This is a genomic window from Streptomyces sp. NPDC034085 (assembly GCF_055575555.1).
This window is the reverse complement of the sequence record NZ_JBVISL010000002.1, coordinates 724,481-736,952: the sequence shown is the minus strand read 5'-3', so window position 1 is coordinate 736,952 and position 12,472 is coordinate 724,481. Positions and strand designations below refer to the sequence as shown.

Here is a 12,472-nt window from a genome sequence, read left to right as displayed (position 1 = left end):
GTTATCCCTTCACGGCGCCGGCGGTCATGCCGCCGACGGCCTTGCGCTGGAGGAAGATGAAGATCACCAGGACCGGGAGGGCGAAGAGCGAGGAGGCGGCCATGGTGGCGCCCCAGTCGTTGCCGAAGGCGGTCTTGAACTGGGTCAGCCACAGCGGGAGGGTCTGCGCGGCCTTGTCCTTGTTGAGGATCAGGACCATCGCGAACTCGTTCCAGGCCGTGATGAACCCGAAGAGCGAGGTGGACATCAGCCCGGGGGCCAGCAGCGGGAAGATCACCTTGCGGAAGGCCTGGCCGCGGGTGCAGCCGTCGATCTGCGCGGCCTCCTCCAGGGTCACCGGGACGGCGGCGATGAAGCCGCGCAGGGTCCAGATGGTGAAGGGGAGGACCATCGCGAAGTAGATGGCGGTCAGCAGCGGGAGGCTGTTCAGCGTCTCGGCGTCGCGGGCGATCATGTACATCGCGATGACCATGACCTCCCAGGGGGCCATCTGGGCCATCATCACGCCGAGGACCAGGCCCTTGCGGCCCTTGAACTTCATCCGGGCGATGGCGAAGCTCGCTGCCAGGGCGACGAGCAGGGCCAGCAGGACGGCTCCGACGGTGACGACGATGCTGTTGGTGACGTACGTCCAGAAGAGGTCGACGCCGGTGGCCTTGGTGAAGTTGTCCAGGGTGGGGGTGAAGACGAAGACCGGGTCCTTGGTGAGGATCTCGCTGTTCGGCTTGAGGGCCGAGGAGAACATCCAGTAGACCGGGAAGACGAAGACGAGGGCGAGGAGCAGCGCGCCCAGGTTCTTGACGACGGCCGCGGGGCGCACCGGCCGGCGGGTGCGCAGCTGCTGCGCGGGCTTGTTCGGGGCGGTGGTCGTGCTCACTGCTCCTCCTCCTGCTTCAGGATCAGGCGGAAGTAGAAGGACATGACGACCACGAGGATCAGGATCGTCAGGACGGAGATCGCGGCGGCGAGGCCGTAGTGGGCCTGGCTCTGGCCCTCGACGTAGGCGAAGACGGGGAGGATCTCGGAGGCGCGGTCGGGGCCGCCCTTGTTCATCGCGTAGACCTGGGTGAAGGCCTTGAAGACCCAGATCACCTCGAGGAAGGTGGTGACCAGGAAGAACGGCTTGAGGTTGGGGAAGACGACCTTCCAGAAGGTCTGCCAGCCGTTGGCGCCGTCCATGCGGGCAGCCTCGTACAGCTCGGCGCCGACCGTGGTGAGACCGGCGTACATGTTGAGGGCGACGAAGGGGATCGAGCCCCAGACCACGAGGACGGTGACGATCGTCAGGGTGGACAGGCCGCTCTCGAACCAGTTGTGCTGCTCGTAGCCGGAGAAGCCGGCCGTGCGCATGACCCAGTTCATGATGCCGAACTGTTCGTCGAACAGCCAGTAGAAGACCTGCACGGAGGCGACGATGGGCATGGCCCAGGCCATCACCAGCGCCATCGACAGGACCAGGCGCATCCACTTGCCGAGCCGGTTCAGCAGGATGCCGACGAGGCTGCCGATCACCATGATCAGGACGACGTTGGCGAAGGTGAAGGCGAAGCTGCGGACGACGACGGTCCAGAAGGCGGAGTCGGTGAGCAGCTGGGTGTAGTTGGCGAAGCCCGCGAACGGGTACTTCCGCTGGATGAACTCGATCTTGTTGATGTCCTGGAAGGACAGGATCACGTTCTTGATCAGCGGGTACAGCAGGAGGACCGCGAGGGCGGCCACCGCCGGCAGCACCAGCAGGTAGGGCAGCCACCCCGAGGGGAGCGGCTTCCTGCCCCCGCGAGGAGGCGTGTCACCGGGGCCGGTCTTGGCGGCGGGCACCTCCGGCCGCCCGGCGGACGTGGGTGGTGCGTCCTGTGGAGCGCTGGTCGTCGCTCCCTGGGAGTGCACGGTCATGGCTTGGCTTCCTCGCGGTTGACTGTGGAGTCAAATGCGCGACCGGGGGCGCGGCGGGCGGCTGGGCGCCTGCCGCACCCCCCGGTGCGTTCACACTGCTGGGCTGTGCGGGACTGCGGGGCGGGGCTGTTACTTGTTGATGCGGTTCGCGATTTCCTTGTCCGCGTCCGCGCCCGCCTTGGCGGCGTCCTCACCCTTCAGGACCTTGGTCATGAACTCCTTGATGGGGTTCGGCTCGGTCTCGACGTTCGCCCAGCCCGCGGTCACCGGGGTGATCTTGCCGTTGAGGCCGGCCTTGGCCATGGCCTCGGCGAAGGAGCCCGCGGCCGGGGTGAAGTTGGCGCCGACCTGGTTGGGCAGCAGCGCGCCCTTGACCTCGGCGGCGTACTTGGTCATCTGGTCCTTGCCGGTGGCGAGGGCCAGCCACTCCTTGGCGAGCTCCTTGTTCTTGGAGCGCTCGGCCACGGCGAGGTTCGAGCCGCCGAGGAAGACGGTGCCGGACTTGTCGGCCGTCTTGCCCGGGATCGGGAAGTAGCCGAAGTCGGCTTCCTTGCCCGCGTCCTTCAGGGCCTTCTCGGCACCGCCGGCCTCCCAGCCGAGACCGATCCAGGAGGCGACGCCGCCCTTGGGGACGATGTCGGTGGACTGCTGCGGGGTGGCCTCGTCCTTGTCCTTGGGGGCGGTGGAGAAGGACTGGAGCTTCTTGTAGAAGTCCATCGCGGAGGCGGCCTGCGGGGTGGACAGCTGGCCCTTCCACTTGCCGCCGTCCTTGACGGCGAGGTCGCCGCCCTCGTCCCAGATGAAGCCGGCGAGGATGTACCAGCTCTGGCCGGGGAGGTAGATCGGCTGCGTGGACGGGTCGGCGGCCTTCAGCTTCTCCAGGCCGGCCACCCACTCGTCGCGGGTCTTCGGCGGGGTGACGCCGGCCTTCTCGAAGGCCTTCTTGTCGTAGACGACGACGCGGTTGGCGGCGTACCAGGGGGCGGAGTAGAGCTTGCCCTCGACCTCGGCCGAGGCGAGCATGCTCTTCTGCCAGGCGTCGGCGCCGAGCTTGGCCTTGTCCTTGGTCAGGTCGGCGAGGCCGCCGGTGACCGCGTAACCGGCGGTCTGGGTGTTGCCGAGCTCGAGGACGTCCGGCGGGGTGTTCTCGGAGAGGGCCGTGGTGACCTTCTCCTGGATGCCCGTCCACTTCTGCTCCTCGACCTTGACCGTGACACCGGGGTGCTTGGCCGAGAACTCCTGGTTGACCTGCTCGATCCACGCCTTGGGTGCGGAGCCGTCCATCACCCAGACGGTGATCTCCTTGGCGCCACCCGACGCGTCGGCCTTCGGCTTGTCGTCGCCGCCATTGCCGCACGCCGCGACTCCGACCATCATGCCCACGACACCGACCGCCGCAATGAGCTTGCGCTTCACGCCACCCTCCTCAGGGATGCTGCTGCACTTCCCTCGCCCGCCGCGGTGACGTACGTACCGAGTACTGACCGTCGGGCCGGGATCCGATCCATATTGGTGTAGACCAGTAACCGGGAGCTTGGCCTAGACCTTTAGGGGTGTCAAGGGTCTAATGAGCAGGCGCTCGGTCCGTTATCGGACCGACACCTGGGGGAGGGAGGAAGCCTGCCCTCCCGCCCGTGTCACCATGTGACCGCACATATCGGAGGAGCCGGTGACGGCAGCGAAACTGGAGTCGGGAAGGCGGGCGGCGATGGCCACCGAAGGGGCGACCACGGAGCCGGAAGGCGGGCCGGCCACTCGAACGGCACGTGTCCCCAAGTACTACCGACTCAAGCGGCACTTGCTCGACATGACCGAGACGCTCCCGCCGGGCACCCCCGTACCGCCGGAGCGCACGCTGGCGGCCGAGTTCGACACCTCCCGCACCACCGTCCGCCAGGCCCTCCAGGAGCTGGTGGTCGAGGGCCGGCTGGAACGCATCCAGGGCAAGGGCACCTTCGTCGCCAAGCCCAAGGTCTCCCAGCCGCTCCAACTCTCCTCCTACACCGAGGACATGCGGGCCCAGGGGCTGGAACCCACCTCCCAGCTCCTGGACATCGGCTACGTCACCGCCGACGACACCCTCGCCGGCCTGCTCAAGATCGCGACCGGCGGGCGGGTCCTGCGCATCGAGCGGCTGCGCCTGGCCAGCGGCGAGCCGATGGCCATCGAGACCACGCACCTGTCCGCCAAGCGCTTCCCCGCGCTGCGGCGTTCCCTCGTCAAGTACACCTCGCTGTACACCGCCCTGGCGGAGGTGTACGACGTGCGCCTCGCCGAGGCCGAGGAGACCATCGAGACCTCCCTCGCCACCCCGCGCGAGGCCGGGCTGCTCGGCACCGACGTCGGCCTGCCGATGCTGATGCTCTCCCGGCACTCGCTGGACGCCGACGGAGAACCGGTCGAATGGGTGCGATCGGTATATCGCGGCGACCGTTACAAGTTCGTAGCCCGTCTCCAGCGACCTGCTACGTGATCACCTGTTGACTGCCCCCGACCCTCGGTAGACGCTCGTACCGCTATACGGACGGGGGCTTACTTCCACCGGTCAAGCCCCCGTAGATTCCGTGCGCTTACGCAGGTGATCAACGAGGGGACGAGGATCATGCCGGAACCGGGAGCAACAGGGACAGAAGTGGCGAGTCAAGGCTCCGGGCCGGGCTCGCCGCCTCCGTCGGGCAGACTCACGCCGCAGTCGGTCGCCCTCTGGGTGGGCGTGGCCCTCGTCGGGGCCCTCGGCTGGGGCGTGCTGGCGCTGTCGCGCGGTGAGGAGATCTCGGCCGCCTGGCTGCTCGCCGCCGCGCTGGGCTCGTACGCCATCGGCTACCGCTTCTACGCGCGGTTCATCGCCCACCGCGTCCTGAAGGTCGACAAGACGCGGGCCACCCCCGCCGAACGCCTCGACAACGGTGTCGACTTCCACCCCACCGACCGGCGCGTGCTCTTCGGGCACCACTTCGCCGCCGTCGCCGGCGCCGGCCCGCTCGTCGGCCCGGTGCTCGCGGCACAGATGGGCTACCTGCCGGGCACCATCTGGATCGTCGCGGGCGTCATCTTCGCCGGCGCCGTCCAGGACATGGTGACCCTGTTCTTCTCCACCCGGCGCGACGGCCGTTCGCTCGGCCAGATGGCCCGCGACGAGATCGGCCCCGTCGGCGGGGCCGCCGCCCTCGTCGCCGTGTTCGTCATCATGGTCATCCTGCTGGCGGTGCTGGCGCTGGTCATCGTCAACGCCCTGGCGCACTCCCCCTGGGGTGTCTTCTCCATCGGCATGACCATCCCGATCGCCCTGTTCATGGGCGTCTACCTGCGCGTCCTGCGCCCGGGCCGGGTCACCGAGGTCTCCGTCATCGGCGTCGCGCTGCTCCTGCTCGCCATCGTCGCGGGCGGCTGGGTCGCCGACTCCTCCTGGGCGAGCACCTTCACCCTGGAGAAGGAGACGCTGGTCATCTGGATGATCGTGTACGGCTTCGTCGCCTCGGTGCTGCCCGTGTGGCTGCTGCTGGCCCCCCGTGACTACCTGTCGACCTTCATGAAGGTCGGCACCATCGCGCTGATGGCGATCGGCGTGGTCCTCGCGATGCCGACGCTGAAGATGCCCGCGGTCACCGACTTCGCCTCGCGCGGGGACGGCCCGGTCTTCGCCGGCTCCATGTTCCCCTTCGTCTTCATCACCATCGCCTGCGGGGCGCTGTCCGGCTTCCACGCCCTCGTCTCCTCGGGCACCACCCCGAAGATGATCCAGAAGGAGACCCAGGTCCGGGTCATCGGCTACGGGGCCATGCTCACCGAGTCCTTCGTGGCCGTCATGGCGGTGATCGCGGCGAGCATCATCGAGCCCGGCCTGTTCTTCGCGGTGAACTCCCCCGGCGGCGTCATCGGCACGACCGTCCAGACCGCCTCGGAGGCCGTGACGAACTTCGGCTTCGCCATCTCCCCCGACGCCCTCGCGCAGGCCGCGAAGGACGTCGAGGAGACCAGCCTGCTGTCCCGTACGGGCGGCGCGCCGACCTTCGCACTCGGGATGTCGGAGATCTTCTCGTCCGTCATCGGCGGCTCCGGGATGAAGGCGTTCTGGTACCACTTCGCCATCATGTTCGAGGCCCTGTTCATCCTGACCACCGTCGACGCGGGCACCCGCGTCGGCCGGTTCATGCTCCAGGACACCCTCGGCAACGTGCACAGGTCCTTCAAGGACGTCAGCTGGAAGCCGGGCGTCTGGCTGGCCAGCGCGGTCGTCGTCGGCGGCTGGGGCTACTTCCTGTGGGTCGGCGTCAAGGACCCGCTGGGCGGCATCAACCAGCTCTTCCCGCTGTTCGGCATCGCGAACCAGCTGCTGGCGGCGGTCGCGCTGGCCGTCTGCACCACCCTGCTGGTCAAGTCCGGGCGGCTCAAGTGGGCCTGGGTCACGGCCGTTCCGCTGGCCTGGGACGTGGCCGTCACCCTCACCGCCAGCTACCAGAAGGTCTTCTCCGAGGACGTGAAGGTCGGCTTCTTCGCGCAGCGCGACAAGTACCAGGCCGGCATCGACGCCGGGAAGGTGCTGCCGCCCGCCAAGAACATGGACGAGATGCACACCGTGGTCACCAACGCGACGGTCGACGGCGTCCTGTCGGTGCTGTTCGCGGTCCTGATCGTCATCGTGCTGCTGGACGCGGCCCGGACCTGCTTCCGGGCCGTCACCCACCCCGAGTCGGTGCGCCTGTCCGAGGTGCCGTGGACCGAGTCGAAGATCATCGCCCCGGCCGGGCTCATCGCGACGGCCGAGGAGAAGGCCGAGCTCGCGGCCGCCGGCCTCGACGGGGGCGGCGGCCGGGCCAAGGAGCCGGTCGCGTGAGCGGGGTGCGCGGGGCGCTGGCGAAGGCCCGGTTCTACGTACGGGAGTTCTCCGGCGAGGCCGCGTACGACCGGTACGTCGCGCACGCCCGCTCCCACGACCCGGGCGCCGAGGTCATGACCCGCCGCGCCTTCGAACGGGCCCGCACGGACGCCCGCGAGGCGGACCCCCGCGAGGGCTTCCGCTGCTGCTGAGCCCGTGCCGTGCGTACGGAGGGCCCCGCCACACCGGCGGGGCCCTTCGGCGTGGAAAAGGCCTTCGCCACACCGGTGCGGTCTCGCGCACACTCGGTGGCATGGACTTCGAGATCAGAACGGCCAGGACGGACGAGTACGAGCGGCTCGGCGAGGTCATCGGCGCGGCCTACACCGGGGACGGGCTGCTCGACCAGAACGAGGACGACACCTACCTGAACGTGCTGCGCGACGTCGCCGGTCGGGCCGGCGAGGGGGAGGTGCTCGTCGCCGTGCAGGACGGGCGGGTGCTCGGCGGGGTGACGTTCGCCGCACCCGGGAGCCCGCTCGCGGACGTGGCCGGCCCGCGCGAGGCCGAGTTCCGGATGCTCGCGGTGGCTCCCGAGGCGCGCGGCAAGGGCGTCGGGGAGGCCCTCGTACGGGCCTGCGCCGAGCGGGCCGGGGCGCTGGGGGTCACGGCCCTGGTGCTGTCCACGCAGCCGGCCATGCTGGGCGCCCGGCGGATCTACGAGCGGCTGGGCTTCGTACGGACTCCGGAGCTCGACTGGTCGCCGATCCCGGCCCTGAAACTGCTGACCTACCGTCTGGAGCTGTAGCCGCTCGGACACAACATGTGGGGGGTCGCGCATCGAGCGCCCCCCACATGTATGCTCATGCTCGCTGTCGCCGCAGGGGAATCCGGTGCGAATCCGGAACTGTCCCGCAACGGTATGAGAAGTCCGAGGACCTGCCGACAGTGCGCCCGGCTCGACCGAACCGGGTGCCGACACGTCCGGGTCTCGCGGTTGGGCCGGTGGACGCCGTGCGGTGTGACGCGTTCCGGCGCGCCCGCACGCGCCTCCCCGCGCCCCGAGCCGCCGACGACCGGGCCGAGTGAGGGAGAGCTCCCCCGTGACCATCGCGCCCGCCGCACCGCGCGCCGAGTCCGACCAGCCCACTGAGCGCAACGGATCCGGCGAAGGCCCGGGGGCCGCGCTGCTGCGTACTCTCACGGAGCTGACCGCCGACCTCCCCGACACCGACCCCGGCCGGGTCGCCGCCGCCGCCCTGCGCGGCCGCAGCGCCGCCGCCGACGAGGCCGAGCTGCGCGCCCTGGCCACCGAGGCCGCGGCCGGCCTGATCTCCGAGGACCCCGCCTACTCCCGCCTCGCCGCCCGCCTGCTGACGCTGGCCGTGGCCGACGAGGCCGCCGGCCAGGGCGCCACCTCCTTCGCCGAGTCCGTCGCCGTCGGCCACCGCGAGGGCCTGATCGCCGACCGCACCGCCGAATTCGTCGCCGCCCATGCCGCCCGCCTCGACGCCCTGGTCGACGACGCCCTCGCCGAGGGCGCGGACGACCGCTTCGGCTTCTTCGGCCTGCGCACCCTGCACAGCCGCTACCTGCTGCGCCACCCGATCACCCGCCAGGTGATCGAGACCCCGCAGCACTTCATGCTGCGCGTCGCCTGCGGCCTCGCCGCCGACGGGAGCGCCGCGGCCGTCGAGGAAGTGGCCTCGCTGTACCGGCTGATGAGCCGCCTCGACTACCTGCCGTCCTCCCCCACGCTCTTCAACTCCGGCACCCGCCACCCGCAGATGTCCTCCTGCTACCTGCTGGACTCCCCGCTGGACGAGCTGGACTCGATCTACGACCGCTACCACCAGGTCGCCCGCCTCTCCAAGCACGCCGGCGGCATCGGCCTCTCGTACTCGCGCATCCGCGCCCGCGGTTCCCTGATCCGCGGCACCAACGGCCACTCCAACGGCATCGTCCCGTTCCTGAAGACCCTCGACGCCTCCGTCGCCGCCGTGAACCAGGGCGGCCGCCGCAAGGGCGCCGCCGCCGTCTACCTGGAGACCTGGCACGCGGACATCGAGGAGTTCCTGGAGCTGCGCGACAACACCGGTGAGGACCAGCGCCGTACGCACAACCTCAACCTCGCGCACTGGATCCCTGACGAGTTCATGCGCCGCGTGAACGCCGACGCCGACTGGTCGCTGTTCTCCCCGGCCGACGTCCCCGAGCTGGTGGACCTGTACGGCGATGAGTTCGACGCCGCCTACCTCAAGGCCGAGGCGGCGGGCCTCGCCAAGAAGACCATGCCGGCCCGCGACCTGTACGGCCGCATGATGCGCACCCTCGCGCAGACCGGCCAGGGGTGGATGACCTTCAAGGACGCCTCCAACCGGACCGCGAACCAGACCGCGCTGCCCGGCACGGTCGTCCACTCCTCCAACCTGTGCACCGAGATCATCGAGGTCACCAACGACGGCGAGACGGCCGTCTGCAACCTCGGCTCGGTCAACCTCGGCGCGTTCGTCGCCGACGGAGAGATGGACTGGGAGCGCCTGGACGAGACCGTCCGCACGGCCGTGACCTTCCTCGACCGCGTGGTCGACATCAACTTCTACCCGACCGAGCAGGCCGGCCGCTCCAACGCCAGGTGGCGTCCGGTGGGCCTGGGCGCGATGGGCCTCCAGGACGTCTTCTTCAAGCTGCGGCTGCCCTTCGACTCGGCGGGGGCGAAGGCCCTGTCCACGAAGATCGCCGAGCGGATCATGCTGGCCGCGTACGAGGCCTCCTGCGACCTCGCCGAGCGCAGCGGCCCGCTCCCGGCCTGGTCCGAGACCCGCACCGCGCAGGGCGTCCTGCACCCCGACCACTACGGCGTCGAACCCGCCTGGCCCGAGCGCTGGGACGCCCTGCGCGCCCGGATCGCGAAGACCGGCATGCGCAACTCCCTGCTCCTCGCGATCGCCCCGACGGCGACGATCGCCTCGATCGCGGGCGTGTACGAGTGCATCGAGCCGCAGGTCTCCAACCTCTTCAAGCGCGAGACGCTCAGCGGGGAGTTCCTCCAGGTCAACGGCTACCTGGTGGAGGACCTCAAGAAGCTCGGCGTGTGGGACGCGCAGACCCGCGAGGCGCTGCGCGACTCCTCCGGCTCCGTCCAGGGCTTCGGCTGGATCCCGGCGGAGGTCCGCGAGCTGTACCGCACGGCGTGGGAGATCCCGCAGCGCGGTCTGATCGACATGGCGGCGGCCCGTACGCCGTACCTGGACCAGTCCCAGTCGCTGAACCTGTTCCTGGAGACGCCGACCATCGGGAAGCTGTCCTCGATGTACGCGTACGCCTGGAAGCAGGGCCTGAAGACCACGTACTACCTGCGCTCGCGCCCGGCGACGAAGATCGCCCGCGCCGCGTCCGGGGCCGCCGCCGTCCCGGCGGCCGCGACCCCCGCCCAGCTGCCCCAGGCCCTCGACGCCGAGGCGCTGGCCTGCTCCCTTGAGAACCCCGAGTCCTGCGAGGCCTGCCAGTAATGAGCTCCAACGACCAGAAGAACCTTCTCGACCCGGGCTTCGAGCTGACCCTGCGCCCGATGCGCTACCCGGACTTCTACGAGCGCTACCGGGACGCGATCAAGAACACCTGGACGGTGGAGGAGGTCGACCTCCACTCCGACGTCGCCGACCTCGCGAAGCTGACGCCGGCCGAGCAGCACATGATCGGCCGTCTGGTCGCGTTCTTCGCGACGGGCGACTCGATCGTCTCGAACAACCTGGTGCTGACGCTGTACAAGCACATCAACTCCCCGGAGGCGCGCCTGTACCTGTCGCGCCAGCTGTTCGAGGAGGCCGTGCACGTCCAGTTCTACCTGACGCTGCTCGACACCTACCTGCCCGACCCGGACGACCGCGCGGCGGCCTTCGACGCGGTCGAGGAGATCCCCTCCATCCGCGAGAAGGCGCAGTTCTGCTTCAAGTGGATGGACTCGGTCGAGAAGATCGAGCGGCTGGAGACGGCCGCCGACCGCCGCCGCTTCCTGCTGAACCTGATCTGCTTCGCCGCGTGCATCGAGGGCCTGTTCTTCTACGGCGCGTTCGCGTACGTGTACTGGTTCCGCTCGCGCGGCCTGCTGCACGGTCTGGCGACGGGCACGAACTGGGTGTTCCGCGACGAGACGATGCACATGAACTTCGCGTTCGAGGTCGTGGACACCGTCCGCAAGGAGGAGCCGGAGCTCTTCGACGACGCCCTCCAGCAGCAGGTCACCGACATGCTGAAGGAGGCCGTCGAGGCGGAGCTGCAGTTCGGCCGCGACCTGTGCGGTGACGGCCTGCCGGGGATGAACACCGAATCGATGCGCGAGTACCTGGAGTGCGTCGCCGACCAGCGCCTGGTCCGCCTCGGCTTCCCGCCGGTGTACGGCTCGCAGAACCCGTTCTCGTTCATGGAGCTCCAGGGCGTCCAGGAGCTGACGAACTTCTTCGAGCGCCGCCCGTCGGCCTACCAGGTCGCCGTCGAGGGCACGGTCGACCTGGACGAGGACTTCTAGGCCTCGGCCGCCGTCCGGTGTGCGGACGTCCCCGCCCGTGGATCACGGGCGGGGACGTCGTGCCGTGCGGTGCTACTTCTTGCAGGTGACGCTGGCGCTCGCCTGCCCCGTCTTCCCCTGCGAGGGGCCGCTGTCGACGACGAACTTCTGGCTGACCGTGGCCGTCGCGGACCCGGCCGGAACGGCCGCCTGGTCGGTGACCGTCTTGGTCCCGTCCCCTGCGAACTCGACGGTCCCGGACACCTTTCCGGAGGTCCGCTCCCAGTGGTACCGGACCGTGCCGGTGCCGGAGCCGACCAGGGTGGCGGTGAACCGGATGCCCTGGGCGCAGTCGGCCTCGCCGCTCGCCGGATCGGCCTTGACCTGGAGCTGGCTGACGACGACGTTGCGGGAGGCGTTGCCCTTGCGCCTGTCCTCCTCGCCCTCCTTCTTGCCCACCTTGCCGCCCTTGGCCTTGCCCTCCTTGAAGCCTTCCTCGTAACCCACCTTGTAGCCGTCCGCGAAGCCCTTGTCCTGCACGGCCTTGCACTCGTCGGCGGTCAGTCCGGGCCGCTTCTTGACGGCGTCGTCGTAGCTCTTGCGGTAGGTGTCCGCGAAGCCGTCCTCCCGGCCGTCCTTGAGCCCCTCCGTACGGCCCAGCCGGTACCCGGTGGTCTCGGCCTTCGCCCCGTCGCAGGCGGACGGCGCATCGATGATCGTGCAGGTGGTCGCGCGCCCGCCCGGTTCCAGCCCCTCCTTGGCGAAGAAGCCCACTCCGGCGCCGGGGGCGCCCTGGTCGGGGCGCAGGCCCACCGAGTGGGTGCCGTCGGCGGGGACCGTGCCGCCGCCGATGGGCTGGCCGTTGCGGTAGAAGTTGACGGCCTTGCCGGGTTCGAAGCCGGATCCCGAGATCAGGTAGTTCGACCCGTTGGGCCTGATGCTGCACTCCACGGCGGGAGCCGCCGCGGCGCTCGTCCAGGCGGTCAGGGGCCCTATCGCCAGGGCCGTCACCACGGGCACGATGCCGAGGGCCGTACGGCGTCTGCGGAGCATCGTCTCGCCTCCTTGCGCTGAGGAGTCTGCGGCGATGTCCACGCGGGATCGAGGTCGGCGGCATCTCCGCTCGGTCGGACGGCTCGGCCCGGGGCAGCCGGAGGGGAGCGGGAAGCGGGAATTCCCGGGCCTGCGGCCGGGGTCGGTGGTGCCGCCCTCTCTCCATGCCGGCCGGCCCGGGGGCGGTGTCGACCGCAGGCGGA

At 69.8% G+C, this 12,472-nt stretch carries 10 protein-coding genes and 1 riboswitch; of the genes, 6 read left to right on the top strand and 4 right to left on the bottom strand.

Features of this window, described 5'->3' with window-relative positions; genetic code table 11:
* Position 1: 1 nt before the first annotated feature.
* From ACZ501_RS08795 to ACZ501_RS08785, 3 genes are all read right to left on the bottom strand, one after another.
* Positions 2-838: a carbohydrate ABC transporter permease gene (locus tag ACZ501_RS08795; RefSeq protein ID WP_361603549.1), complete on the bottom strand. Its 837-nt coding sequence runs from the start codon at positions 836-838 to the stop codon at positions 2-4.
* Positions 839-873: 35 nt separating this feature from the next.
* Positions 874-1,893 (bottom strand): carbohydrate ABC transporter permease, encoded by a 1,020-nt coding sequence (locus tag ACZ501_RS08790; RefSeq protein ID WP_361603495.1) that lies wholly within the window; start codon positions 1,891-1,893, stop codon positions 874-876.
* A gap of 129 nt (positions 1,894-2,022) precedes the next feature.
* A complete protein-coding gene (locus tag ACZ501_RS08785) occupies positions 2,023-3,309 on the bottom strand; it encodes an extracellular solute-binding protein (RefSeq protein ID WP_361603498.1) in 1,287 nt (428 codons plus the stop codon).
* A gap of 292 nt (positions 3,310-3,601) precedes the next feature.
* Here ACZ501_RS08785 and ACZ501_RS08780 point away from each other — a divergent pair, with 292 nt between their 5' ends.
* The 6 genes from ACZ501_RS08780 to ACZ501_RS08755 all read left to right on the top strand — a co-directional run bounded on the left by ACZ501_RS08780 (position 3,602) and on the right by ACZ501_RS08755 (position 11,237).
* Positions 3,602-4,366 carry a GntR family transcriptional regulator gene (locus ACZ501_RS08780; protein ID WP_007266450.1) on the top strand — a complete coding sequence of 255 codons (765 nt, stop codon included), beginning with the start codon at positions 3,602-3,604 and terminating at the stop codon, positions 4,364-4,366.
* Between the two features lie 129 nt (positions 4,367-4,495).
* Positions 4,496-6,727, top strand: coding sequence for a carbon starvation CstA family protein (locus tag ACZ501_RS08775; protein ID WP_362459787.1), 2,232 nt, complete (start codon positions 4,496-4,498; stop codon positions 6,725-6,727).
* Entirely contained in the window at positions 6,724-6,921 is a 198-nt protein-coding gene (locus ACZ501_RS08770) for a YbdD/YjiX family protein (RefSeq protein ID WP_361603504.1), read from the top strand. Before ACZ501_RS08775 ends, ACZ501_RS08770 begins: the two co-directional genes overlap by 4 nt.
* Before the next feature lie 101 nt (positions 6,922-7,022).
* Positions 7,023-7,517 (top strand): GNAT family N-acetyltransferase, encoded by a 495-nt coding sequence (locus ACZ501_RS08765; protein ID WP_361603507.1) that lies wholly within the window; start codon positions 7,023-7,025, stop codon positions 7,515-7,517.
* 64 nt (positions 7,518-7,581) lie between these two features.
* Positions 7,582-7,658: riboswitch (adenosylcobalamin-variant (AdoCbl-variant) riboswitch) on the top strand.
* 154 nt (positions 7,659-7,812) lie between these two features.
* Entirely contained in the window at positions 7,813-10,221 is a 2,409-nt protein-coding gene (locus ACZ501_RS08760; protein WP_468793495.1) for a ribonucleoside-diphosphate reductase subunit alpha, read from the top strand.
* A complete protein-coding gene (locus ACZ501_RS08755; RefSeq protein ID WP_361603510.1) occupies positions 10,221-11,237 on the top strand; it encodes a ribonucleotide-diphosphate reductase subunit beta in 1,017 nt (338 codons plus the stop codon). The genes ACZ501_RS08760 and ACZ501_RS08755 overlap by 1 nt, the downstream gene beginning before the upstream one ends.
* A 72-nt stretch (positions 11,238-11,309) precedes the next feature.
* Here the strand turns inward: ACZ501_RS08755 and ACZ501_RS08750 are convergent, their stop codons facing one another.
* Positions 11,310-12,269 carry a hypothetical protein gene (locus tag ACZ501_RS08750; protein WP_468793492.1) on the bottom strand — a complete coding sequence of 320 codons (960 nt, stop codon included), beginning with the start codon at positions 12,267-12,269 and terminating at the stop codon, positions 11,310-11,312.
* Between the last annotated feature and the right edge of the window lie 203 nt (positions 12,270-12,472).

Coding starts and splice junctions, on each gene's coding strand:
- ACZ501_RS08790 (WP_361603495.1), bottom strand. CDS start 1,893: ATGACCGTGCACTCCCAGGGAGCGACGACCAGCGCTCCACAGGACGCA.
- ACZ501_RS08780 (WP_007266450.1), top strand. CDS start 3,602: ATGGCCACCGAAGGGGCGACCACGGAGCCGGAAGGCGGGCCGGCCACT.
- ACZ501_RS08775 (WP_362459787.1), top strand. CDS start 4,496: ATGCCGGAACCGGGAGCAACAGGGACAGAAGTGGCGAGTCAAGGCTCC.
- ACZ501_RS08765 (WP_361603507.1), top strand. CDS start 7,023: ATGGACTTCGAGATCAGAACGGCCAGGACGGACGAGTACGAGCGGCTC.
- ACZ501_RS08755 (WP_361603510.1), top strand. CDS start 10,221: ATGAGCTCCAACGACCAGAAGAACCTTCTCGACCCGGGCTTCGAGCTG.
- ACZ501_RS08750 (WP_468793492.1), bottom strand. CDS start 12,269: ATGCTCCGCAGACGCCGTACGGCCCTCGGCATCGTGCCCGTGGTGACG.